A 25207-nucleotide genomic window follows, 5' to 3' on the forward strand; every position below is an offset into this window, starting at 1 on the left:
GTGACACTTATGACATTAATCCCACCTTTAAGGACATCATGATCGTTGCCTTTTATGTCTTTCCCGATTTTCAGCTCCTTGACCTGAGCGGACCATTGGCAGCTTTTCAGGCTGCGGGGCTTGGTATGACGCCATGCCCTTACCAGCTATATGTACTTTCTGCGCAGGGAGGCGAAGTTCGCAGTTCCTCAGGTATTGCTATAACTACACAGTCGCCTGACGCTGTGAAACCGGATACGCTGTTAATCGTGGGGGGGCGGGGGGTTAGGCATATCAGACGCGACAGCCCGGAGACTGAAAGGCTACGTAACCTTTGCTTATCGGCATCGCGTTTCGGCAGCATCTGCACCGGTGTATTTGCACTTGCGGAGACTGGCTTGCTGAAAGGGAAAAAAGCCACCACACACTGGAAGGCGGTGGAGCGGTTTAAAAAAGCGTGGCCGGACGTGCTGATGGATGGTGAACCTCTCTTTGTGCGGGATGGCAATATCTGGACCTCTGCTGGGATAACCAGTGGCATTGATCTGGCGTTGGCGATGATTGAAGTAGACCTGGGTAGAGAAGTTTCGCGCCAAGTGGCACAGGAACTGGTTGTTTATCAGCGCCGTCCCGGCGGACAGTCACAGTTTTCACCTATGCTGCAATTGGAACCGACATCTTCACGCATTAGCAGCGTTCTGAGCTATATTCAGGCGCACTTGAGCGAAGACCTTGACGTTATCCGGCTGGCTGAAGTGGCCTGCCTGAGCGTAAGGCAATTCAGTCGGCAGTTTAAAAATGAAACCGGTAAAACACCGGCGAGGGCAGTAGAACTCCTACGTATTGATGCGGCTCGGGCATCGCTTGAAAGCGGAGCCGACAGCATTGAGCAAATTGCGCGGCGAACCGGCTTTGGACATCCTGAACGCATGCGGCGTGCCTTTCTGCGTTATTTGGGACGTCCTCCACAAACGTATAGAATGCACCACAGAGAATGACCGGCTTTAAGCCGGTCAGGGTGTAGTTACTCCATTTCCAACATAATTTTGATATCTGTCGGGCGACCTTCCGCGGCTCGTTCATAAGCTTGAATGCTGTCTTTAAATTTATAAGTTGCGGACAATAGGGGAGTTACATTGAGTTTGCCTGAACTCAGTAAACGGATAGTACGAGGGTACATATTGGCGTAGCGGAAAATGGTTTTGAATGTGATCTCTTTGGCTTGAGCAGAGACAATATCAAATGACGCAGGATAGATAGGCATACCGACCAGGACAGCTGTTCCAGCCGGCGCAATGTGATCTGAAATAGTCGCAATGACCGGTTTTGCACCACTACATTCAAATAAAATATTGACGCCACTACCATCGGTTAATGCATTAACTTTCTCAGCAAGTACTTTGCTATTAACCGGGTGGAGACCTGGATACTGTTTTGCAATTTCCAGTTTTTCATCGAACAGATCACAAATAATGACATCAGAACAACCACCGGCTAATGCAGCAAGTGCAGTAACAATGCCGATAGTGCCGGCACCAACAACTAATGCAATATCTCCTGGTTTAATTTCTGCTTTTGTGGCTGCTTGCATACCGATAGATAACGGTTCAACCATTGCACCTTCTGCAAAACTGACATTTTCGGGTAATTTGAAGGTAAATGCTGCTGGGTGAATAACACTTTCACGTAAGCAACCATCAACAGGCGGAGTCGCCCAGAAACGAACTTCTGGATCTAAGTTATAAACACCTGCCCGTGATTGTGGTGATTGCAGATTAGGAATTCCAGGTTCTACACAAACACGATCGCCAATTTTTAAGTGAGTTACATTTTTACCAATTGCTGTGATGACACCGGATGCTTCGTGCCCAAGGATCATCGGCTTTTCGACAACAAATGGCCCAATACGCCCGTGTTGGTAATAATGTACATCGCTGCCGCAAATCCCCACCGAGTGAATTTTTATCTCAACATCATCTTCACCAAGTATTTCGGGGCTTTTCCAGTCTTGAATTGAAATCCGACCCGCTTTTTCTAACACTAATGCCTTCATAGATACATCCTCTCATTTTTATGTTATCGATATCATTTGCTATAAAGCCTTACAAAAATTATGCATATGAAGAAGATAGACAATGAATGGCCGATAAGCAATTTAACTTATGTTGAATATTTAGTAATGAAAATTTTTTAACAGAGATCCCGAAATAAGGTACAAACGGGTATATCGACTGGCCGAAAACGAATCCCTTTCATATCATATTGTGGATCTTCATGTTCTGGAAATCTTGAACCTTCAAATTAATTACAAGGAGTGATTATGAAAATACTGAATATTATAATTTTATCTATATCGACAATAATAGCTTCCAATGCTTTAGCCAATGAGATTAGAGCAAGGGATTTAGGCATTCCTTTCTCTGGAGTAACCGGGAAGTATAATGCGATTACAGATGTCAGTGGCGTAATAGTTGGTTATTCAACCATAATAGAAGGTGATGGAAAATTAGAGGTTGGAAAAGGCCCAATAAGAACTGGAGTGACAGCTATATTGCCACGAGGAAAGAAATTTAGCCCGGTATTTTCTGGTATCTTCTCTTTAAATGGAAATGGAGATATGACCGGCAATCAATGGGTCAAAGAGAGTGGTTTTCTGGAAACGCCAATCTTAATAACCAACACTCATAGCGTTGGTGTTGTCAGAGACTCAACAATTAGCTGGATGATTGATAACAATCTAACATCACCACTAAAAGATGATTTATTTTGGTTATTACCTGTGGTTGCAGAAACGTGGGATGGAATATTAAACGATATAAACGGTATGCATGTAAAAAAAGAGCATGTATATAATGCGTTGAATAGTGCTAAATCAGGAGCGATAGAAGAGGGTAATGTCGGCGGGGGAACGGGAATGAACCTGTTTAAATTTAAAGGGGGTACAGGTACTTCATCAAGAATTCTAGATAAAAAAGATGGAGGCTATACCGTTGGCGTTCTTGTTCAAGGCAACTTTGGTGATAGAGATGACTTGATTATTGCGGGGATTCCAGTAGGTAAAGAAATACAGGATCTCAACCCGGTATATCATGGAGACAAGAAAAAAATAAAGGATGCGGGTTCTATAATAGCAGTGGTGGCTACGGATGCGCCATTAGCTCCTCACCAATTAGAAAAAATCGCTAAAAGAGTATCTCTTGGGCTTGCAAAAGTAGGTGGTGTAGCCAGGAATACTAGCGGTGAGATATTTATTGCATTTTCAACCGCAAATAATGATGCATTCTCTAGAGATAATGCAAAAACAATAAAAATATTGCCAAATGACAAACTAGATCCTTTGTATGAAGCAACTATAAATGCAACAGAAGAAGCAATAATTAATGCCATGATTGCCGCCAAAAAAATGGTTGGGAGAAATGGTAATACTTCGTATCCTATTCCTAAAGATAGGGTTAAAGAGATATTAAGAAAACATAATGTACTCAATACCTGAAATATATTAGCTCAGACAAGGTAAATCCGAGCTGTCCACCAATTCCCGCAAATATTGAGCCAACTGACTAACAGTTTTCTCACCGGTGGCAGCTTCGGGAAAATGTCGCAGTATGCGATCGTGAAAGGCGATAACTTCCCGAGCACTCACTCTGATCTTGGAACAGGAGTTTAGTTCTATTTTTGATCCAGAGTTCAGGTTAATTAACATCTGCTACTCAGCCAGAACTGTTATGCTATTTGACAAGAGTAGCAGAAATGAAGGAGATGGTTACCAAGGTTCTGGTAAAATTATAGTCCTAAAAATTCAATCTGCTGAATTAAACCTTCAACAGATAGCGATCTATCTTCATATAATGTTAACACCAGAGGCCCTACCTCTAAATCAACCTCAGTTGTCCGATATACATCTGGCCCGTAGTTTGAACCTGATTTATACCTGTTATCTTTCAAGTTGCCTCTTTGTTGGCTACACTCACTCACCCCAGTCACAGAGTTATCTATGCTCCTGGGGATTCGCTCCCTGGCCGTCGCGATGCATCTTGAAATTTATATTTTTTTACCTTTATAGTAAGCAACATATTTTCCAGAGCCGCAACGTTTTTCATTTAATTTTTGAGAAGATTGAAAATACCATCTAATCATTTTACCATTCAGTTTCTCATCAAATACATTTGCAAAATTATTATTAGAATGAACAACATATCTAGTATATTGCGGGCCAGATGTAGATCCATATGAACTCGTACAACGGTCATATGAAAATGCCGATGCAGTCCCAATTCCTCCAATTAATGCTGTTGCTAATGCACCAACTGCTAATAATTTCTTGAACATAAAAATTCTCCGTTAATAGTGTCATAACTTACAACTTAAATGTACCGCTTGCCATAATGCATGTTAAATCTAAATCATCACCAGATGATGTCACAATTTTAAAATTTAAAAGCTGCTTATGTTTTTATTTGAGATTTAAAACCTAAACTCTATTATTATAATTTATGGAAAATTATGATTTCAATATTATTTACATAAGTAAGTGATTCATGGTTTCTAATAATAATTGTAACGTAATGTACTGCAATCAATATCTTAAATTCGGTAAATAGTATTTTGAAAGGAAATTGGAATAGGTAAATAAGTAAAAACCCCGTTATTTCCAACGAGGTTTGTCAATGTACCGAAAAGCCTCTAATAAGAGGGAGGCTTTTCGGTAGAGTTTTAAATTTTTCTACCCTCATAGTAAGCGACATATAGTCTGTCACCACAAGTTGTAGAAGATTTAATATGCCATTCAATTCCACCCCTTACAAATACACCAGCAAATACGTCTGAAGAATGAACAACATTCATAGTCCATACCCTTCCATTGTGTTCTGGTACCTGATTTGCCGGGCAGCCTGGGAATTGAGTTGCTGCCGATGCAGTCCCAATTCCTCCAATTAATGCTGTTGCCAATGCACCAACTGTTAATAATTTCTTGAACATAAAAATTCTCCGTTAATAGTTTCAGAATTTGCATATTAAAGATATCACTTATAAAATTATATGTGATAATGGATAAAGCCCGCTAAATCTAAATTACCACCAGATGATGTTGCAATTTTAAATTTTATAAACTGCTTATATTTTTTATTTTAGGTTGTAAACCTGAATTCCATTATCATAATTTGTGATAAATCATGATTCCACCATTAATTACACAAAGAAAATAATTTATTTATAATTACAACACAATGAACCAAAATAATATAAATTCTAGGCGATCAAATTTCACATTTAATTATTAATTCTTTAGGGTTAGCAGAAGTCGATTATTTCAATAAAAGGCTATTTATTCTGATAGATATAAATATTAAAGCGGAGAAATTATAAAAAACGATGGCTCTTATAAATTCTACTCAGCCTACAGTACCAATGACTCCTGTTATCAGCATGCAACGGTTAACTCGCATTTATCAACATGGAGGAGAGGGCCAAATACCGGTTCTGAAAAATATCACGGCCCAAATTTTTGCCGGGCAAAGTTGTGCTATTGTCGGAACGTCAGGGTCTGGTAAAAGCACATTACTGAATATTCTCGGCCTGCTGGATAAACCAACCTCCGGGGAATATTTTCTCTGCGGCGTTGATATGTCAACAGCCAATGCTGACCTTCGTGCCAAAATGCGTAATAAAGAAATTGGTTTTGTTTTTCAAAGTTTCCATTTATTAGCTGGAATGACAGCCACAGAGAATGTCGCTCTGCCACTTCTTTACCGCGGTATTTCTGCTTCGTTGGCCTATAAAATTGCCAGAGAAAAACTGCATCTGGTGGGTCTTTCACATCGTGCTATCCATTATCCGGCAGACTTATCTGGCGGACAGCGACAACGAGTAGCTCTCGCCAGAGCATTGGCCGGAGAACCCTCGTTATTATTGGCCGATGAACCTACCGGTAATCTGGATCAACAAACCGCAGAAGAAATTTTAGTGTTACTTTCTTCTCTTCACACAGATAAAGCGATGACTCTGGTCGTAATAACCCATGACCCTATGGTTGCGAACCATATGCAGCGTGAATTACGTATGATTGATGGTCAATTGCATGAAACCAGAGGTATGACAATTCATGCATAATATCAGTCAATCCGGCAACTATGGCATGTCGCCATTAATGATATGGAGAGAAGCCTGGCGTAATTTAATGGCAACGGGAAAAAGTACTTTGCTGGCTTTATCGGGTATTGCTATTGGTTGCGCGTCTATTGTGGCATTCGTTAATACCGGGCATAACGCCACACTTGCTGCATTGAAAATGTTTAGCGGGCTTGATATCAACGTCATTACAGTCAATCTGAACTCTTATAATCATGGAATCGATAGTGAGTCAATTAAAATGACTGACCTGACAACAGCTATTCCTGATTTATCTTCAGCAGCACCGTGGATCTATTATCCTTCTCCCGGACGCTATAACGGGAAAACAGAAACATTTACTGTAATAGGGTCCTCTGAGGAGCTTGAGAAAGTCATGCAATTGCAACTTCGTCATGGCCGATTTATCTCTGATTATGATCAATATTCTCCTTATCTGGTCGTTGGTAATGAAGTGGCCGTTACCCTTGGTGAAGGGGACCCATCCCGTATATTTGGCAAGCAGATTCAGATTGGCAATTATTTATACACAGTAATTGGCATTTTCGATATAAAAGGGCAGAACCCCATCTTTCCTTTTTCTCTAGATTCAGTGGTGATTGCCCCTATAAATGCCATGCGTAAAATATCGCCCAATACTGATCTGAATGGCATCATTGCTCGCTCCATAACAACCGCAACCACAGAAACCAGTGCAAAAGATTTATTGACGTTGTTCAAGCATAAGTTTCCAGCGGTTGAAATTGATGTTCGGGTAGCTCAGCAATTACTGAAAGGGCAGGCAGAACAAAGCAAAACCTTTTCTTTTATGTTGATCGGGTTGGCGGGCATTTCGCTACTCACTGGCGGCATCGCGATTTCAAATGTGATGCTTATGAACGTTTCAGCCCGACGAAAAGAGATCGGGTTGCGTATGGCTTTAGGCGCAAGGCCCCACGACATCCGGCGCCTTTTTTTGTATGAAGCTACAGCATTGACTTTAGCCGGCGCTGTCCTGGGAACACTAGCAGGTGTCATCGTGTCCTTTCTTTTTGTTCTCTATTCTGGCTGGTCGTTTTCTCTAGCCCCTTTATCTATTCCTTTAGGCATAGGTAGTTCAATTATGGCGGGACTTATCTCCGGCTTTCATCCCGCACATCAAGCCTCACAGATGGAACCCGTACAGGCATTACGTGATGATTAAGAAATATTTCCTTTATAGCTCTTTGGCTATGTTTTTACTTTTTCCTCGAACAGGGCTTCTTGCATCTGAACAGGAACGATTAACTTTATCGGAACCTGATTACAGTTTACGAGAAGAAACTTCGAGAGAGGTTATAGGCTTGTCGTTGAGTGACGCGATATGGCTTGGTTTAAGGAATAACTACGCGATACGCAGTGTTTATCTGGATCGTATCGCTCAGAAATTTGATTTACGGGTGGCAGAAGATCGATTCACACCAAAATTACAGCTCAGTGGGCGTTACGTTGTTGGTAAAAATCAGGATTCAAATTTTAGGAAAACTAACCTTTCTCCTAATGCCACATTACTTACTCCTCTGGGAACACGTTTCACTCTTTCCTGGACGAGTGAGAACAATAAATTGGGGGTAAACAACTTTCACAATGATGGCGCAAGCATGACTGTAATACAGCCTCTTTTACGAGGGGCTGGAACTGATGTTAATAATGCACCGATTTTGCTGGCTAAACTCCAGGAACAAACCAATCGGCTGAATTTAAAAGCGACGATTTCCGGTTCAATCACGCAAATTATTCTGACATACCATGCGTTACTCCGTGCTCAGAAGCAACAATCATTATCTGTCGCTTCTCTTAAGCGTATGCAGAAATTAGTAGCGATTAACAAAGAGTTGATTGATGCGGGTAGAATGGCTCAGACAGATATAGTACAAACGCAGGCTGATTTAGCCATGCAGGAGCTTTCGGCAAAAGAGGCGGAAAACAATGTACATGCCACGAAGCTGGCATTACTTAAGTTACTTGCTTTAAATCTCAAAACTCCCATCTATGCTACAGATACGCTAAAAGGCACTCACGTAAGTCTGAATATTGAACAATCATTTACAAAAGCACAAGCTCAACAGCCGGGTTACCTTATCCAGTTACTTTCAGCAAAAGTCGCAGATATTCAATTATTACAGGCCAAAAATAACCGGCTCTGGGATTTATCACTGGTTGGCGGTGCGTCCCAGTATCGTTCATCATCTTCTGAAACCCGAAACTGGGAAAATTATGTGGGTATACAACTGGATATTCCAATAGGTGATATGACACAGAAACAAACAGAGGTTCAGGCCAGAGTCAATGTCCAGAAACAGGCGTTACACCTAGAAGAGGCAAAAATAAATCTGGAGCAAACAGTAATTAATGCAGTCCGTGATACAGAATCACGCTGGCAGGAATATCAATTAGCAATAAAAGCCAGTTCACTTTCTCAAAAGAAACTCGAAATTGAACAGGAAAAATTACAAGCTGGACGATCTAGCAACTTTCAGGTCCTGAGTTTTGAAACCGACCTAAGAAATGCCGAAAATGCACTTCTGAATACACTGATTCAGTACCTCAATTCTCAGGCTGAGCTGGATCAAATTCTTGGCACGACACTGGAAAGCTGGGAGATAACACTCAATGATTAAACGTTATCGATGGGCCATAGCTGGCATACTTATCTTAATGGCCTGTTTTTTTGTCTTTTTGTCTTCAAAACAATCGCCAGCTCAGGAACCAGTGCAGTGGATTGGAGTAAAACACGGTCTTATAGAAAAACGACTGGGTCTGGTAGGTAAGCTGCAATCTGGACGCCTTGAAACCATACCCGCTCCATTTGAGGCAATTATCAAACAAGTTTTGGTTAAAGAAGGACAGTGGGTGAAAGAGGGTCAGACATTAGTTACGCTTGACACCCGAAAGCTTGATATTGAGCTTCGGCAAGCACAAGTTGAAATGATCAAAGCCTCATCTGTCGTTGACCAATTGCATGACTGGGAAAACAGCCAGGAAGTTATCCGGGCCAGAAGAAGCGTCGAAAATGCGAACCATATGGTTATGGAATTGAAAAATAATCTCGCAAAAACACAGGCTCTTTTTTCACGGGGCATCGTTCCAAAAATGGAAGTTGAAACGCTTGAACAGCAACTTCGCCGACAATTAACAGAACTCGCTTCAGTGCAGGACGATCTTACATCCATTCGACAAAAAGGAAGCGCAAGTAACGTACATGTTGCAGAGATGGAGCTTCAGAATGCAACAAGCCGCTATCAGGCACTACAAGAACAATACTCACATAAAGAAATCAAAGCGCCATTTTCTGGCGTTGTGCTTAGGGCAGCACAGGGAGAAAGTAAGAAACTCTTAACGATTCAGACAGGAGTTCGGGTGACCGAAGGGATGCCTTTACTGGAAATTATGGACACAACGCAATATCAGGTACTGGCACAAGTTGAAGAAACCGATCTCGCCAAACTTAAAGAAGGGCAGGTAGTAAAAATTAGCGGGGAGGGATTTTCTGATCTCCCCCTGGATGGAGAAATTGAAACCATTGCTATGCAAAGCGTGAGTACGGATAAACCAGGATCAGCGATTTATTACGATGTTGTGATTAAGGTGACTTCATCCATGAATCAGGGTTATCCCATCAGACCCGGAATGAGCGCCAAAGTTAATATTGTTATTTATCGCAATGAACAGGGAATTGTTGTACCCAAAACAGCACTAACTCACGATAGCAATGGACAATTAACAGTAAATTGGCGCCCGGATTTAAAACGTCAGTCTGTGTCTCGCCAGGTCACTGTTGGGGAGGCCATGCCGGAAGGTATGGAGGTCCATGGACTGGAAGAAGGATTTATCGCATTACCTCATTGAAAACGATAGCATGGACTGAAACAGGGCTTAGTTTACCCTTAGCTTTATTCCCGGAGCTATGATCTGGTGAAACTTGGCATTGGTCAAAATGTACTGCAAACATAACTCTTTCATATATGTTTTGACGAATATGATAAATTGGTATAGATTGACAACAAGATGCTAAAGGAGTGGTTATGAAACCATTACAACTATTTAAAATATTAAGCGATGAGACGAGACTAGACATAGTTTTGCTCCTGAAAGCATCAGGAGAACTGTGTGTATGTGATATTTACACCGCATTAAATCTTTCTCAACCGAAAACATCCCGTCATCTTGCAATGTTACGTGAATCAGGTCTGTTGCTTGATTCTAAACATGGAAAATGGGTTCACTATAGATTATCACCTATATTATTACCGTGGGTAAAGGATGTTATAGATCTGGCTTATACTACGGAAAAGGGTAGGGTCTCCAAATTACTCAAAGCGATAGATATAAAAGATTTTATCGGTAGTTATTCGGCCTGAAAAAATTTAAATTAACATATATGATTTTACATATATATAAGGTTATTGCTATGAAAAAATTAGAAGTATTTGATCCGGCACTATGTTGTAGCACTGGCGTTTGTGGAACTGATGTTAATCAAGCTTTAGTTGATTTTTCAACAGACGCTAATTGGTTAAAAAAGCAGGGTGTCAATGTTCGGCGCTTTAATCTGGCTCAGGAGCCTTTGGAGTTTGTTAATAATGAAAAAGCAAAATCTTTCCTTGAAACAGCCGGAGCAGAATCACTCCCGTTATTTGTTCTGGACGGTGAAGTTGTATTAACAGGTCGGTATCCAAAACGACATGAATTAGCTAGATGGTTCGGTATTCGGGTTGCGGATGAAAAAATCGGAACCACTAAGACCTGCTGTGGAAATGACAAGACTTGTTGCTAATAGGAGAAGTAAAATGAAATTTTTGGCTAATATACCCGATTATTTATTCTTCACAGGAAAAGGTGGTGTAGGCAAAACATCTATCTCATGTGCAACTGCTATTAAATTAGCAGAAGAAGGGAAAAAGGTATTACTTGTCAGTACCGACCCTGCATCAAACGTAGGACAGGTATTTTCACAAATTATCGGCAACAGTATTAAACAAATACCTCTCGTACCGAATTTGCATGCGATAGAAATTGACCCACAAGCAGCCGCAGAAGAATACAGAAACAAAATTATTAATCCGATTAAAGACAGTTTACCTGAAGCTGTGATCCAGAGTATTACTGAACAACTGTCAGGTGCTTGTACGACTGAAATTGCAGCCTTTGATGAATTTACCGAGTTGTTAACCAACAAAGAAATTACCGACCAATTCGACCATATTATTTTTGATACTGCACCAACAGGGCATACTATCCGGTTATTACAGTTGCCGAGTGCCTGGCGTGATTTCATCAGTGATAATCCAGATGGAACTTCCTGTTTAGGTCCTATGTCTGGCCTTGAAAAACAACGTGAACAATATAGCATGGCCGTTGACGCGTTAAGCGATAAGCAATTAACACGACTGATGTTAGTAGCCCGTCCTCAGTCAGCGGCACTGCGTGAAGTTGCCAGAACGTATAAGGAGTTGTCTGACTTAGGTCTCAAAAATCAACAACTCATCATTAATGGTGTTTTCCCTCTATCAGCAATTTCAGAGAATGACAAACTGTCACATGCACTTTACCGACGAGAACAAGCCGCGATACAAAATATGCCTGAAGAACTCCGTTCTTTACCAAAGGATATGCTTTATCTTCAGATACTTAATATGGTCGGGATAGATGCCTTAAAGCAATTACTATCGAATAAGGTTCAGGATTTATCTGCTATCAAAGCAGTAAAACCAAAGACTTTTCTACCCACTATATCAACACTGGTAAAAGAAATCGCTCTTCAAAAGCATGGGTTGATTATGTTGATGGGGAAAGGTGGTGTTGGAAAAACCACTATTGCAGCCTCAATTGCCGTGAAACTGGCAGAACAAGGGCTGGATGTTCACTTAACCACATCAGATCCAGCCGCTCATATTGAAAATACATTAAACGGAAGTTTACCAAATCTACAGGTCAGTCGTATTGACCCAATTGCCGAAATAGAGCGTTATCGTAATTATGTTTTAGAAACTAAAGGCAAAGATTTAAATGAAGAAGGAAGAGCCATACTAGAGGAAGACTTACGTTCGCCTTGTACAGAAGAAATAGCCGTGTTTCAGGCATTCTCCCGTATTATTCGTGAAGCCAGTAAGCGATTTGTCGTGATGGATACTGCACCAACTGGGCATACCTTACTTTTACTGGATGCTACTGGTGCATACCATAAAGAAATCGCAAAAAAATGGGAGAAAAAAGGTCATTTCCTGACGCCAATGATGCAATTACAAGATCCAGAGCGTACCAAAGTTATTATTACTACATTGCCAGAAACGACACCTGTTCTCGAAGCGGAAAACTTACAAAATGACCTGATGAGAGCGGATATTCACCCGTGGGCGTGGGTTATCAATAATAGTTTATCGGTAACTGAAACAACTTCTCCATTGTTACTTTCACGGGCAGAGCAGGAAGTTCCTCAGATTGAAAAAGTGGGCTCAACTCTGACAAAACGTGTTGCCATTGTTCCGTTACTTGAGGATGAGCCTGTTGGTGTATCAGCATTAAGTAAACTGGCTGATTAATCATTACTTACCGTCAATAAAAGAAAGGTGCTGTAAAGCGCCTTTTGGAAGAGGTTGTTATGCTTATGCAGCAAAGCATATCCATGAAGTATTTAACATAATATACATTAGGCGCACTATGGTTGTAGCACCAATATAGTCATGTCACTTTGGTATTCTTAAAAGAAAAAACCCGCCGCTGCTGTAGCGGGCTTTTCATGGTTTTGATAGAGGGATTATCCTACGAGTGTTTCGACAGCTCACGCCGAGCCAATTCAGCCAAGAATCCGCTGCGGCTATGATACTCACGATGTGAGTTCACGTATTTATCAATTCTACCCAACAAAAATTGAGGCATAGTAATGTTTAGCTTGATGGCTTTTCCATCGTATTTAGTTAAATCCATATCAACATAAGCCCAACTACCGCCGGTGCAATCTTCATTGCTTAGATGGTCAGCAACAGTTCTGGCTTGTACTGGAGCCTCACCCTTTTCGCTCATGTATTCAAAATAAGTATCTAATGCGTTTTGAGCATCGCTAATAGCGTCGTCAATGGTATCGCCAGCAAAGTAACATCCGATCACGTCTGGCACAAAACCGGAAAACGATCCGTCGTCAGCCTGATGTAAATAAATAGGATATCTCATGCTTACACCTTCTCTTTGATTAAAGAGCGGCCTTTCAACCGCTTAATTAAGTTATTTCAGTCCTGCTTGTTTAAGTATTTTATTGAGCGTCCCGACCGCCAAATCTTTGCGCGGATGCGGAATTATTATCGGGCTGGGTTCCCCTGATTTCTCAAAAACATGGTGCGAACCATTGGCTCGCACAAAATTCCAACCAACCGCTTTGATTTGCTTTATTAGTTCATCGCTAGACATTATCCCTCTCTTTAATCAAAACCAAGAGAATAATAGCACCTCTCATACCCACTATCAACATCAATACCTATGGTGGGTATAAGCAATATTTTCGGGTAGCCGACTATTTTGTCACTCACCCCAGTCACATAGTTATCTATGCTCCTGGGGATGCATTCACTTGCCGCCGCGCTGCAACTCGAAATCTATTGGGTATACATTTAAGTCTTTCGCTGCCATTACAAAAATATCATCCATGCTGTTTTTGCTGACAGGAAAATTCAGGCCATCCCAACGCTGACACGTTCTTTCGTCTTCGTGCCTGAATGATTTTTACTCAGCGGGTTTAGAAAGAGGGATATCTTTTTGTCCCGCGTAGAAGACCAAGAGAGTAACACCTTCTTTGCCTGTGTAACCGCGATGAGTACTGTCAACCATCTCGGATAGCGCCTCTCCCGCCTTTATAAGGCGTTTTTCGCCACTGGATTTTTTCTCTGCCGTTAATGCCCCGTCCAGCACGTAAGCGGCATTAGGTATCGGGTGCTGATGCCAGTCAAGGCTGGTATTTGGAGCAATAGTAATTTTGAGAACTGAAAGCTGAGGCGTGCCTTTAGGATATCCCTGATAAGACACACCATCCCAAGACTTTTCAGTCTCAAGTAATTTTTCAACATTAATACCAGCAGCAGTATTGCTGCTATGTGCTTGAGTGAAAAACGGAGCAATGAGGAAAGCAAAAGATGTAAAAACTGATAAAGTTCGAATAGATAGTCGCATATGAAATCCTTGTGTATAGTACATAAATTAGGTAGGTGACCTGTGGCGAACCATACCATTCCTACCATAATCAGGGGAAGACCCATACTTATAAGATCTTGGTTACTTCAGTTCGTGTTGAGTAACGAGGAGAAAGAGAGCGACATTTTAACTTTAGGGAATGAGATGATATTTTAAAGTTAAAATTGCAATAACAAAGGTAACCTTCATTATTAATTTCCTGATTTAATGAATTAATAATTACCTTGCCAAAATAATGTAAATTGCCCATATTTACATCTTCATCCTGGCCATTAACCGACTTTATTTTCATAAAATCAAGAGATGGGAATATTGAAAATAGATCATAATCTGTCGTAATGGATTTAGAATTTATTTCTGTTCCCCCAACCTCCGAAGCGTTGGTCATTCTATTGCAAATGGCATTATAAAGATAATAATTTCATTCAAGTAATTATACAAAAAACTCCAAACCAAATTAATAAATACATCACAATCAGACGTTAATCTCATGACAAATCACATTCTGTAACTTAAGCATTTAATAAGTATTAAATATTTTGGAAAAATATGACCACCTTGCTATCTTTCTATGCACGGTATATTTTTATTTTAAATATTACAACGCACATTATGGCTGTGATTAGATAATATCAGATATATATTATACCCAATAGATTTCGAGTTGCAGCGCGACGGCAAGTGAACGAATCCCCGGGAGCATAGATACCTCTGTGACTGGGGTGAGTGAAAGCAGCCAACAAAGCAGCAATTTAAAAGATGAAAGGTATATAGTCACAATGATCTAGCCAGAATAGCCCATACCTATCTATAACTATAACAGGAGAAATATTATGCATGTCGGTATCATTGGTGCCGGGATTGGTGGAGCATGTCTGGCACATGGCTTACGCAAAAACGGAATCAAAGTGACAGTCTATGAACGTAACCCTGCTGCTACGTCTGCACTTCCTGGTTACGGAATTCATATCAATATACTCAGCCAGAAGGCAATGCAGGAATGCCTTGCAGATGAAAACTGGCTAGCCTTTAAAAAGATTTCAAAACCTGTTGGTGGACAGTCGCGGTTTTATAATGAGCGTCTACGTCTTCTCGCAGTCCACGGCGGTATTTCCCCGATGGACGGGCGAATCATCTCCGAGCAACGCTTGTCAATCAGCAGAGTTGAGCTTAGAGAAGTATTAAATAAGGGACTCAAAGATACCATTCAATGGAATAAAATGTTCGTCCGTTATGAAAATCTTAAAAGCGGTGGAGTCAGAATTTTCTTTGTAGATGGAAGTCATGAAGATGTTGATGCCTTGGTCGGTGCAGATGGCAGCAATTCAAAAGTACGTAAGCAATACCTTCCCTTTATCGAAAGATTTGATGTTGGCGTTAGTATCATCGTTGGTCGTTCGCGTCTTACCCCTGCCCTTGCAGCCTTGTTGCCCCAAAATTTCCTAGATGGATCACCCAACAGTATTGTGCCGAAAAGCCCCGATTGGTTATTTATCACTATGTGGCGTGCTCCGGTGGATACTCAGTCAAAAGCTGATTTGGCAGAAATAGATAATTTTATTGTGTGGGTTTACGCGGCGGCAACGGATAGCTTTCCTAACAACGCTACCAATTTTCCTGCTGAAGCTCTTTGTGATTTAGTCCAGTCTCGTATGATTTCATGGAACCCAAATCTGCATGCTCTCATTAAGCAAAGTGATATGGAAAATGTATCTCTAATACCTTTACGAAGTATGCCTTATCTTCCACCATGGGAATCTAGTGCTGTCACATTACTTGGGGATGCTATTCATAACATGACACCCATGGCGGGAGCTGGAGCAAATACGGCGCTTCGAGATGCGCTTTTACTTACGCAGGCACTTACCAGAGTAGCATCAGGAAGTGAAGATTTAGTCAAGGCTATTTCAGATTATGAGCAACAAATGCGCATATATGCTAATGAGATTGTTGGAATTTCATTACGCAGTGCCCAAAATGCTATAGCACATTTTTCAACGCCGCCATTAAAGCAGAAGCATTTGAGCAGAAAACACAGTGCATCTAAAGGTTATCGACATAGAAATGTGTGTGAGTTTTAATACCTGAATCACTCTTTATGTAGAGTAAAATAAATAACACCACCAGTACATATATTGCACTGGTGGCTGGTTTAATTAATTATTAAATTTTTATCCAAGGATACGTATCAGATGTTCCGGCACCGTCTGGCACAGTTCCCCTATTCCACCATTTAGCTTCCCAGTTTTGACCCTTCCAGCTGACTTTATCGCCAGCTTTATATGCTTTATTTACATCCCATGCTGGGTAATCTCCACCTTTGTCCTGATCACCCGGATCAATATTGACACCTTTAAAGTAAAATGGCGTCATATCTATTTTTTGGGTAATTAGCTCACAGCCAAGACCTTCTCTTGCTGCATTGACTAACAAACCTCGGTCTTGGTCAGCGGTCCATGTAAATATTCCCCCCAGGTTCTTTTCCAGTGCATATTGAGCCTTGGATTTAACGGAACGAGGGGTGTCAGTCGAAATAAATAATTTGCTTTCTTCATTGTAGAGATAATCAGCATCTGCTATTTCATCTGTATACAGTTTAAAATTATTCCTCCCTTTTTTTCCTTCCAAATCCAAATAATTGTATATTGTGTCATACCATTCTATTGTTCCTGATTCAAACGAGCCCGTTGTCGTAATTTTGGGATCTTTTTTCGGAACATAGCCAGGATCATAACTACCAGATAATGGAGAATAACTATCAATAATAGTATTTCTAGCATTACGTGAATATCCGGTATAACCAATATTGATTGCCGATGCTGGAACACCAATACTTAGTAAATATTCAACTGCTTTTTCTACACTATTCTCACCTCCTGCATAATTACGGAGATTCGTGTGATGCAACAATTTTTCAGCCCATGGTGTACCAAAGAAATCATAGGTCATCACGTTAATACCATATAGTCCAGCTTTGAATAATTCTGGTATTTTTGATTTCTCCATTTTTTCTGGTACCGCGGAACAGGCTATACTTATTTTTATATCTGAACGCCCTGCTTCTTTGAAAGCAGCAGTTAAGTCCTCAATTAAACTAATATAATAATCGCCATCATCTGGCGCATAAATATTACCATCGTTCCCAGCAACACCTGGATATTCCCAATCAATATCAATTTCTGTAAACATAGGGAAACGTTGGAAGATATCAACCAGACTCGAGCAGAAATAAGATTTCAGTGTTTTATCTCTGACCATATTATAAAAGCCATTGCTCATGGTCCAACCACCAACACTGAACGACATAATAAGGTTATGGCCCTGCTCTTTTGCAGCTTGTTGAACTTTAGCCAACCCACCTAATACGCCCATACTTTTAGATTGATTAAAATCCCTTGGCATTTGGATATCTTGCCAACCAGAATAAGTGCAATTCTGATAAGATTGGCAATCACCCCACGCATCTGTAAATGTCACTTCTCCATTATTGGTACGGTTAAATAATGGTGCTTGCTCTTTAATTTGTTGCTTTTTTTCACCTTCATCACCTAATATCCCACAGAACCCAATAATTAATTTATCATAAGCGAAAGGATTATCTAAAAGGTGCTGTAAATCTATTCCTCTACCACGCCTGACTGGATCTTGATTTCCTTGTAATCTGCCGTCATATTGCGACCAATCTGTATAATACCCGAAAACTTTAGGTTTATTTCGTGTATCATATTTATTATAAACAGGTAATAAGACTCTCCCCGATGTGTAACTAAAATTTATTGTCTCGGTTGATGGATTGAAATTATCTATTTGATAAGACTGTTCACTAAGAAAATCTGTCTGGATTATTTTTGACATAAATTACCTCGACTAGATATCAATTTATTTATGTTGATGAACATTCCGACAACTTTATTTCTTACAGTGACGCAAATTACATTCTAGCTTGTTTTATTAGGAAAACAACTAATTGCTATTTGTTTGATTGTTAATGGTTGACTTAATTTTATGTCAATCCGTATGATATTATCACTTATTTATTATAATATAGGAAAATTAAAAGGATCAATTTCAATTAAAAATATATTAATTTGTCGTTGTCATAGTTACTAGTTTAAATAATTTAAATTAAATTTCGTAAATTAATTTTTACGATCCACTGATTTTAATTTTATTTCCAAGTGACTATTTTTTTATGTTTTATACCTATACTAATTTGTATTCTTAAGGGGATTTGTTTCTCTAATATATTATTATCATTCTTATTTTATACGGAGATGAAAATGAACGCTAAAGATATCCAGCCAACTATTATTATTAATGAAAATGGTTTTATCTCTCTGGAAGATATCTATCAGATTGCGACAAATCAAAAAAAAGTAGAAATATCAACGGGTGTCATAGATATTTTGAATCGTGGTCGTGAAAAATTAGAGGAAAAATTAAACTTAGGAGAGGTGATATATGGGATTAATACAGGATTTGGGGGAAATGCCAATTTAGTTGTGCCGTTTGAGAAAATCTCAGAACACCAGAAAAATCTGTTAACTTTTCTTTCTGCTGGCACTGGGGACTATATGTCCAAAACTTGTATTAGAGCTTCACAATTTACTGTGTTACTTTCTATTTGCAAAGGTTGGTCAGCAACAAGGCCAATTGTCGCTCAAACGATAGTCGATCATCTTAACCATGATATTGTGCCTCTGGTTCCCCGATATGGCTCCGTGGGAGCAAGCGGTGATTTAATTCCTCTATCTTATATTGCACGTGCATTATGTGGTATTGGCAAGGTTAATTATATGGGAGAGGAAATTAACGCTGCTGAAGCAATTAAACGTGCAGGATTAACTCCGTTATCATTACAAGCAAAAGAAGGTCTCGCTCTCATTAATGGCACTCGGGTAATGTCAGGTATCAGTTCAGTTACCGTGATTAAACTGGAAAAACTATTAAAAGCGACAATCTCTTCTATAGCACTTGCTGTCGAAGCATTACTCGCATCTCATGAACATTATGATGTTCGAATTCAGCAAGTAAAAAATCACCCTGGTCAGAAAGCAGTAGCGAGTACATTGCGTAATTTATTGGAAGGTTCGACACAGACCAGTTTATTAGAAGGTATTAAAGAACAAGCGAATAAAGCTTGTCGTCACCAAGAAGTTACCCGACTAAATGATACCTTACAAGAAGTTTACTCAATTCGTTGTGCGCCGCAAATATTAGGCATAGTTCCGGAATCTTTAGCTACAGCTCGAAAAATATTGGAACGTGAAGTTATTTCTGCTAATGATAATCCATTGATTGATCCGGAAAATGGTGATGTTCTACACGGTGGGAATTTTATGGGACAATATGTTGCCCGGACTATGGATGCATTGAAGTTGGATATTGCTTTAATTGCCAATCATCTTCATGCAATCGTAGCACTGATGATGGATAGCCGTTTTTCTCGTGGATTACCAAATTCATTAAGTCCGACGCCTGGTATGTATCAAGGTCTGAAAGGTGTCCAACTTTCACAAACAGCTTTAGTTGCTGCAATTCGCCATGACTGTTCTGCATCTGGTATACATACTTTAGCTACAGAGCAGTATAATCAAGATATTGTCAGCTTGGGTTTACATGCCGCACAAGACGTTCTGGAGATGGAACAAAAATTACGTAACATTGTTGCAATGACAATTCTGGTAGTTTGTCAGGCCATTTATCTCCGCGGCAATATTAGTAAGCTTGCTCCTGAAACCGCTAAATTTTACCATGCAGTACGTGAAATTAGTCCTCCTCTGGAAGCCGATCGTGCATTGGATCAAGATATAATCCGGATTGCCGATGCAATTATTAATGATAATCTTCCTTTACCAGAAATCATTCTTGAAGAATAAAGTTACTGAAGTCCATCAACAATCGCTTGACTAAAAATGCAGAACCCCATTTACTACTGCTGGAATAAAAATAGTACCGGTAAATAAGGGGTTTTGCATGATTGTTTTTGTGACAGGCGCAACTTCGGGCTTTGGTGAATCAATTGCTAGAAAATTTATTCAGCATGGTTCTCAAGTTATTGCTACTGGACGCCGTAAAGAGCGATTAGAAAAATTAAAAACGGAATTAGGGGATAAATTTCACTTTGTTCAACTTGATGTTACTGATCGGGTAGCTATTAATCAGGTTGTACAACAATTGCCAGAATCACTCCGTAACATTGATGTTTTAGTTAATAATGCAGGTTTGGCACTCGGATTGGAACCGGCATATCTGGCAAACCCGGATGATTGGGAAATGATGATTAACACCAATACCAAAGGACTGGTGAATATGACTCATGCTCTGTTGCCTGGAATGGTAAAAAGAGATCGGGGGCATATTATTAATATCGGTTCTACTGCTGCAAATTGGCCATATTCAGGTGGGAACGTTTATGGAGCAACTAAAGCATTTGTAAAACAATTTAGTTTAGGTTTACGGGCAGATTTACAGGGAAAAAGAATTCGTGTTACTGATATAGCGCCAGGTTTAGTTGGCGGTACTGAATTTTCTTTAGTACGCTTTAAAGGCGATAACGATAAAGTGAATAAAACCTATGATGGAACTCAGGCATTAACCGCCGAAGATATAGCAGAAGCTGTTTTTTGGGTTGCCAACTTACCCGCTCATGTCAACATTAATACATTAGAAATGATGCCAGTTTGCCAATCATTTGCAGGGCTTAGTGTCCATAGAAATATATAATCACATTCTTCTTGATATTTTGTTGAATATCTTAATGCTATCTTATAGTTTATCTATCTGATAATTCCCTATTATGCTATTAATAGATCCCACTTTCTTCCAAGAGGATAAAAGATGAATATTCATAAGTCTTTGATATTAAAAATCATATCCGCTATTGCTCTGGCAATTCCTTTGCTGTGGCAAGCGCCAGCATTGGCGGCAACCTGTACCTCCGGCAGCACCTGTGTCACAGTGCATGGTAGCGGTGATTCAGTTCTGGATAAAGAAGCAGCCCGTCAAAGTAAAGAGCAATGGGATGAAACCAAGAATCTTCGTACCAAGGTTAATAAACGTGCTGAAAAGGAATTTGATAAGTTAGATAAAGCGATTGATAACCGTGATGCATGTATGAAAAGTACCAATATAAACGCTTATTGGGAACCCAATACCGAACGTTGCCTGGACAGCAATACAGGTATGCCTATTCGGCCGTAATGTCAATAAAGGTGATGATAATGAAGAAGATGAGAAAAGCGCTTTTATCTAGTGCATTGATTTTTGCTGTATCTCCATTTGCATTTTCTGCTTCTGTACAAACCTCATGTGAAAGCGTGAAAGAGCAAATTGCACAAAAGATTATCCACAATGGAGTACCGGAATCTGGTTTCAAATTGGAAATTGTGCCTAATGACCAAGTTGAACAAGCCAGCGGTAAGATCGTTGGGCATTGTGAAAATAATACTAAAAAGATTGTATATACTCGGCAAGTAAGCCAATCCCCAAAAGTTACAGAATAAACTCTTCATAGAGGGCATTTGTTTATTGCCCTCTTCTTTTCCCTTCATCCTTCGAGTTGCTGCTTTGTTGGCTACTTTCACTTACCCCAGTCACAGAGTTATCTATGCTCCTGGGGATGCGTTCATTTGCCGCCGCGCTGCAACTCAAAATCTATTGGGTATATTAATATCTCAAGAACTTGTAATTATTTTCCAGTTTGTTTTAATATGGCAGAAATATCTAAATAGCAGGATAGATCCTTCTCTTCTGGACGCAAAACGTAAGGAATTTCACCCAATTGTGGTGCATTAATGTGACAGCGTAACCTTTCCAAAACTTTTATATAGTGAGATAAACCAGGATTAATTCTGTTTGCTATCCACCCAACCAACGGTAAACCATCATTTATTATTGCTTGTGCGGTCAAAATTGCATGATTTACACAACCAGGCTGAATTCCAACCACTAAAATTACTGGAATTTTTTCCCGAATAACCCAATCAAAATAAAAAGTTTCGTCATTTAGCAGTACACGCCAGCCGCCATTACCTTCAATGATAACGCGATCTGCTTTATTACTAAGATTATTTAACCCCTTTTTCATCAGTTCAAAATCAATCTGATTTCCTTCACAGTAGCTATTTTTCCAGATAACTGGGTTTATTTCTTCATATCTAAGCTGGACAGGAGAGGATTTTTGCATAACCACAGCATCTCGATTACGCATCCCTTCTTCTGTTTCATACCCTTCAGTAGCTATAGGTTTATAACCTACTGCTGTTGCTCCGTCACGATTAAAAACTTGTAATAATGCACGGGTAACAACGGTTTTACCGATGTCAGTATCTGTCCCCGTTACAAATAAGCGAGTTAACATAAATTTTGTTTTCCATAATGACAGATAAAATCCAGTTAATGGGGGGCTAAGTTTAGAGGATACGACTATCAGGGAGATTGCGTTAGCTCAATGTTTTGTCTCATTACCGAGTAAAACTAATGAGTAAAAGACTTATATATAATCAATGTTATCACTAGAAAATCTTTATTTCAGATCTATTACCCTTTCATTAGATTGATTAATAATGATCCATCATATAAAGCCTTTTTAACTGATGCTACAGCTGATAATGTTCCAGAGTTATTGAATTTCGTTGCAACCAACATAACTTGTTTACTGTAAGCAGGCAAAGATTGTTGCCTAATACATTCATCGATGATTGGGTATAAAATCTGCTGGCAAGCATTAAGAGGAGAACCAATCAAAATTTTCTCCGGATTAAATAAATTCACCATAATTGCGATAATATGGCCAATTTTCACCCCTATATTGCGAATAATATCTATTGCTAAAATATCGCCTTTATTAGCTGCCTGACAGAGTGACTCAATAGTTAGCGGCTCACAATTAAGTAAAGAATCTGGGGCCGAAGTTAACCGCTGTTTTGTTCTGGACAAAATGTAATTAGTACTTGCAACAGTTTCCAGACAACCTAAGTTTCCACAATGGCAGAGTTCACCATTAGATTCGACTTGAATATGTCCTATTTCCATTACACTACGGTTACCTGAATGTAATGTTTGCCCTGCAATGATAACTCCAGCGCCGATATTTTCATCAATCGCAATTTGGATAATATTCTGACAGTTTTTTGCCGCACCATATAATGATTCTGCCACCATCCAGGCAGTGATTTCATGTTGGAGAAATACAGGTAATCCAGTGCGGCGATGCAAATATTCACTTATTGGTAAGTCTTGAATCTGATAATAAGGAGAACTATGGATGAATCCTTCAGTTGAATCAACAATTGCATTTATAGTAATACTAATTGCCGTCAGACGCTCAAGAGAGGATTGATGGCGACTAAAAAATGAATCAATTTCATCAATAATGCTGTCTAAAAAAGACTTATGATTGTTGGCAGGTAATGGTAATACATCTTCAACAATTAATTTGCCACTGAGATTACGAAGGCCCAACATCAATTTTCCCAAACTAATACTGACACACAAAAAATGCCAACTTGCAGAATCTAGCTTCAGTCCGGTGGCTGGGCGTCCTCTGAACCCTAAATCCAGAAATTCAGTTTCCATGACTAAATGCGCATCAACCAGTTCACGCACAATTTTAGTAATACTGGCTGGAGCCAACTGCGCTTTTTTAGAGAGCTTAATACGGGAAATTGGGCCATATTGATCAATCAACCGGTAAACAACACCAATATTATTTTGTTTTATTTGATCAATATGACTTGGTTGTCCATCCATACTTGCCCTTTTACTCTCTAATTAATTCGTGCTTCAAAATAATTGCAGGTCGATTATGGCGATGTTTTAGGCGCAAGGTATCATTTTTTCAATTAATCTGTGATATTAAGCACGAAATTAAGTTAGTTTCTACTTATTTTTCTCGTTTAGGATGTTAGATATGAGTAGTTTTGTCAGCCTGTTTGCTGCTGCTGATACCGGTCTATTTTTATGGTTTACCAGCCACACTTCAGAAAAAGAATAATTATCAGCTAGTGGAATATATTGGACACCATCGACTTTCATTCGGGTAAAGGACTCAGTAACCACACTAATCCCTAACCCGGCAGAAACCAGTCCAAGAATTGTCATTGCCTCACCTGCTTCTTGTGAGATCATTGGCGTTACGCCAGCTTGAGCAAGTAAAGTCATGATTTCATCATATAAAGCCGTTCCTACTTCGCGCTCAAAAAATACCAGCGGATAACCGGCCAGCATTTCGAGTTTTACCCCTTGCTCCGTATATTCCAATAAAGGGTGCCCATCATAAACAGCCAGTACAAAAGATTCACGAAATAACAGTCGAGACTCAAGGTTATCTGGTAATTGAGTGTTACGCATGATACCCATATCTATCCGGCCAGTGAGTAATGGTGAAAGCTGTTGTTTAGTATTCATTTGATGCATATGAATAGATACCTCCGGATAGCGTTCCCGGAATTGTCGTAAGCTAAGAGTAATCTTAGGCATAAAAGGTGTTGTAGAAGTGAACCCGATCGATATTTCGCCTAGCTCCCCTTTTTGCATTCTCGCTGCTTTTGTTGTAGCAGCATCAACCTGAGCCAGAATCTGATAAGCTTCCTCCAGAAACATGTTACCTGCCGGAGTCAGTTTCACATTTCGGTTATTACGTTCTAATAACTGTGCGTTTATACTATTTTCAAGCGACTGAATTTGTTGGCTTAATGGCGGCTGTGAAATGTTAAGCCGTTCTGCCGCACGCCCAAAATGTAACTCTTCTGCAACTGCAATAAAGTAACGTAAATGCCGTAATTCGATAGCCATAATCACCTTCGATATTTAATACATATCATTATGAATGATTAATATATTAGACAAAATATTTCGCAATTCATATGCTTGATTGAGTCAAAACAAAAGTTACTTA

The 25207-nt window shown here is 39.7% G+C and carries 25 protein-coding genes; 14 read left to right on the forward strand and 11 right to left on the reverse strand.

Annotation, left to right across the window (positions count from 1 at the left end; genetic code table 11):
* The first annotated feature begins 38 nt into the window (after positions 1-38).
* Positions 39-977 carry a GlxA family transcriptional regulator gene (locus BDD30_RS00425; protein ID WP_015834341.1) on the forward strand — a complete coding sequence of 313 codons (939 nt, stop codon included), beginning with the start codon at positions 39-41 and terminating at the stop codon, positions 975-977.
* A gap of 26 nt (positions 978-1003) precedes the next feature.
* Here BDD30_RS00425 and BDD30_RS00430 read toward each other — a convergent pair whose 3' ends face one another.
* Positions 1004-2032: an NAD(P)-dependent alcohol dehydrogenase gene (locus BDD30_RS00430; RefSeq protein ID WP_015834340.1), complete on the reverse strand. Its 1029-nt coding sequence runs from the start codon at positions 2030-2032 to the stop codon at positions 1004-1006.
* A gap of 267 nt (positions 2033-2299) precedes the next feature.
* Here BDD30_RS00430 and BDD30_RS00435 point away from each other — a divergent pair, with 267 nt between their 5' ends.
* A complete protein-coding gene (locus tag BDD30_RS00435; RefSeq protein WP_015834339.1) occupies positions 2300-3472 on the forward strand; it encodes a DmpA family aminopeptidase in 1173 nt (390 codons plus the stop codon).
* 290 nt (positions 3473-3762) lie between these two features.
* Here the strand turns inward: BDD30_RS00435 and BDD30_RS22970 are convergent, their stop codons facing one another.
* The 3 genes from BDD30_RS22970 to BDD30_RS00445 all read right to left on the reverse strand — a co-directional run bounded on the left by BDD30_RS22970 (position 3763) and on the right by BDD30_RS00445 (position 4959).
* Positions 3763-3963 (reverse strand): hypothetical protein, encoded by a 201-nt coding sequence (locus tag BDD30_RS22970; protein ID WP_041381858.1) that lies wholly within the window; start codon positions 3961-3963, stop codon positions 3763-3765.
* A 57-nt stretch (positions 3964-4020) separates the two neighbouring features.
* Positions 4021-4308, reverse strand: a complete 288-nt coding sequence (locus tag BDD30_RS00440) for a hypothetical protein (RefSeq protein ID WP_041381856.1) — start codon at positions 4306-4308, stop codon at positions 4021-4023.
* Positions 4309-4692: 384 nt separating this feature from the next.
* Positions 4693-4959, reverse strand: coding sequence for an LCI fold-containing protein (locus BDD30_RS00445; protein ID WP_015834337.1), 267 nt, complete (start codon positions 4957-4959; stop codon positions 4693-4695).
* Between the two features lie 393 nt (positions 4960-5352).
* Between BDD30_RS00445 and BDD30_RS00450 the strand changes: the two genes are divergently transcribed.
* The 7 genes from BDD30_RS00450 (at position 5353) to arsA (ending at position 12668) form a co-directional block, all read left to right on the forward strand.
* Entirely contained in the window at positions 5353-6090 is a 738-nt protein-coding gene (locus BDD30_RS00450; RefSeq protein ID WP_015834336.1) for an ABC transporter ATP-binding protein, read from the forward strand.
* Positions 6083-7291 carry an ABC transporter permease gene (locus BDD30_RS00455; protein WP_015834335.1) on the forward strand — a complete coding sequence of 403 codons (1209 nt, stop codon included), beginning with the start codon at positions 6083-6085 and terminating at the stop codon, positions 7289-7291. The genes BDD30_RS00450 and BDD30_RS00455 overlap by 8 nt, the downstream gene beginning before the upstream one ends.
* Positions 7284-8747 (forward strand): TolC family protein, encoded by a 1464-nt coding sequence (locus BDD30_RS00460; RefSeq protein WP_015834334.1) that lies wholly within the window; start codon positions 7284-7286, stop codon positions 8745-8747. The genes BDD30_RS00455 and BDD30_RS00460 overlap by 8 nt, the downstream gene beginning before the upstream one ends.
* Positions 8740-9975: an HlyD family secretion protein gene (locus BDD30_RS00465; protein ID WP_015834333.1), complete on the forward strand. Its 1236-nt coding sequence runs from the start codon at positions 8740-8742 to the stop codon at positions 9973-9975. Before BDD30_RS00460 ends, BDD30_RS00465 begins: the two co-directional genes overlap by 8 nt.
* A 176-nt stretch (positions 9976-10151) precedes the next feature.
* A complete protein-coding gene (locus BDD30_RS00470) occupies positions 10152-10487 on the forward strand; it encodes a metalloregulator ArsR/SmtB family transcription factor (protein ID WP_015834332.1) in 336 nt (111 codons plus the stop codon).
* A 50-nt stretch (positions 10488-10537) separates the two neighbouring features.
* Positions 10538-10903, forward strand: a complete 366-nt coding sequence (gene arsD / locus BDD30_RS00475; RefSeq protein ID WP_015834331.1) for an arsenite efflux transporter metallochaperone ArsD — start codon at positions 10538-10540, stop codon at positions 10901-10903.
* A gap of 13 nt (positions 10904-10916) precedes the next feature.
* Positions 10917-12668, forward strand: coding sequence for an arsenical pump-driving ATPase (gene arsA / locus BDD30_RS00480; RefSeq protein ID WP_015834330.1), 1752 nt, complete (start codon positions 10917-10919; stop codon positions 12666-12668).
* 220 nt (positions 12669-12888) lie between these two features.
* On the opposite strand, the gene BDD30_RS00485 is transcribed toward arsA, so the two are convergent.
* The 3 genes from BDD30_RS00485 to BDD30_RS00500 form a co-directional block, all read right to left on the reverse strand.
* Positions 12889-13296 carry a type II toxin-antitoxin system HicB family antitoxin gene (locus BDD30_RS00485; protein ID WP_015834329.1) on the reverse strand — a complete coding sequence of 136 codons (408 nt, stop codon included), beginning with the start codon at positions 13294-13296 and terminating at the stop codon, positions 12889-12891.
* 51 nt (positions 13297-13347) lie between these two features.
* Positions 13348-13530, reverse strand: coding sequence for a type II toxin-antitoxin system HicA family toxin (locus BDD30_RS00490; RefSeq protein ID WP_015834328.1), 183 nt, complete (start codon positions 13528-13530; stop codon positions 13348-13350).
* 312 nt (positions 13531-13842) lie between these two features.
* Positions 13843-14286, reverse strand: coding sequence for a cupin domain-containing protein (locus BDD30_RS00500; RefSeq protein WP_015834327.1), 444 nt, complete (start codon positions 14284-14286; stop codon positions 13843-13845).
* Between the two features lie 854 nt (positions 14287-15140).
* Here BDD30_RS00500 and BDD30_RS00510 point away from each other — a divergent pair.
* The gene (locus BDD30_RS00510) at positions 15141-16388 is read left to right on the forward strand and encodes an FAD-dependent oxidoreductase (RefSeq protein ID WP_015834325.1); all 1248 of its coding nucleotides are present in this window, start codon (positions 15141-15143) and stop codon (positions 16386-16388) included.
* Between the two features lie 82 nt (positions 16389-16470).
* Here the strand turns inward: BDD30_RS00510 and BDD30_RS00515 are convergent, their stop codons facing one another.
* Positions 16471-18162: a glycoside hydrolase family 18 protein gene (locus BDD30_RS00515; RefSeq protein ID WP_015834324.1), complete on the reverse strand. Its 1692-nt coding sequence runs from the start codon at positions 18160-18162 to the stop codon at positions 16471-16473.
* Positions 18163-18587: 425 nt separating this feature from the next.
* On the opposite strand from BDD30_RS00515, the gene stlA reads away from it, so the two are divergent.
* From stlA to BDD30_RS00535, 4 genes are all read left to right on the forward strand, one after another.
* Entirely contained in the window at positions 18588-20186 is a 1599-nt protein-coding gene (gene stlA, locus BDD30_RS00520; protein ID WP_015834323.1) for a phenylalanine ammonia-lyase StlA, read from the forward strand.
* A gap of 97 nt (positions 20187-20283) precedes the next feature.
* Complete coding sequence (gene ydfG / locus BDD30_RS00525) at positions 20284-21033, forward strand: bifunctional NADP-dependent 3-hydroxy acid dehydrogenase/3-hydroxypropionate dehydrogenase YdfG (protein WP_015834322.1); 750 nt, start codon at positions 20284-20286, stop codon at positions 21031-21033.
* Between the two features lie 114 nt (positions 21034-21147).
* Positions 21148-21510, forward strand: a complete 363-nt coding sequence (locus BDD30_RS00530) for a DUF1283 family protein (protein WP_015834321.1) — start codon at positions 21148-21150, stop codon at positions 21508-21510.
* A 29-nt stretch (positions 21511-21539) separates the two neighbouring features.
* Entirely contained in the window at positions 21540-21812 is a 273-nt protein-coding gene (locus BDD30_RS00535) for a DUF1161 domain-containing protein (RefSeq protein ID WP_041382807.1), read from the forward strand.
* 185 nt (positions 21813-21997) lie between these two features.
* Here the strand turns inward: BDD30_RS00535 and bioD are convergent, their stop codons facing one another.
* The 3 genes from bioD to BDD30_RS00555 all read right to left on the reverse strand — a co-directional run bounded on the left by bioD (position 21998) and on the right by BDD30_RS00555 (position 25104).
* Positions 21998-22669, reverse strand: a complete 672-nt coding sequence (gene bioD, locus BDD30_RS00545) for a dethiobiotin synthase (RefSeq protein WP_015834319.1) — start codon at positions 22667-22669, stop codon at positions 21998-22000.
* 179 nt (positions 22670-22848) lie between these two features.
* Entirely contained in the window at positions 22849-24060 is a 1212-nt protein-coding gene (gene mlc / locus BDD30_RS00550) for a sugar metabolism global transcriptional regulator Mlc (protein ID WP_015834318.1), read from the reverse strand.
* Positions 24061-24189: 129 nt separating this feature from the next.
* On the reverse strand, positions 24190-25104 hold the full coding sequence (locus BDD30_RS00555) for a LysR family transcriptional regulator (protein ID WP_015834317.1): 915 nt from the start codon (positions 25102-25104) through the stop codon (positions 24190-24192).
* Positions 25105-25207 lie beyond the last annotated feature (103 nt).

This window comes from Photorhabdus asymbiotica (assembly GCF_003634575.1).
Lineage (GTDB): Bacteria > Pseudomonadota > Gammaproteobacteria > Enterobacterales > Enterobacteriaceae > Photorhabdus > Photorhabdus asymbiotica.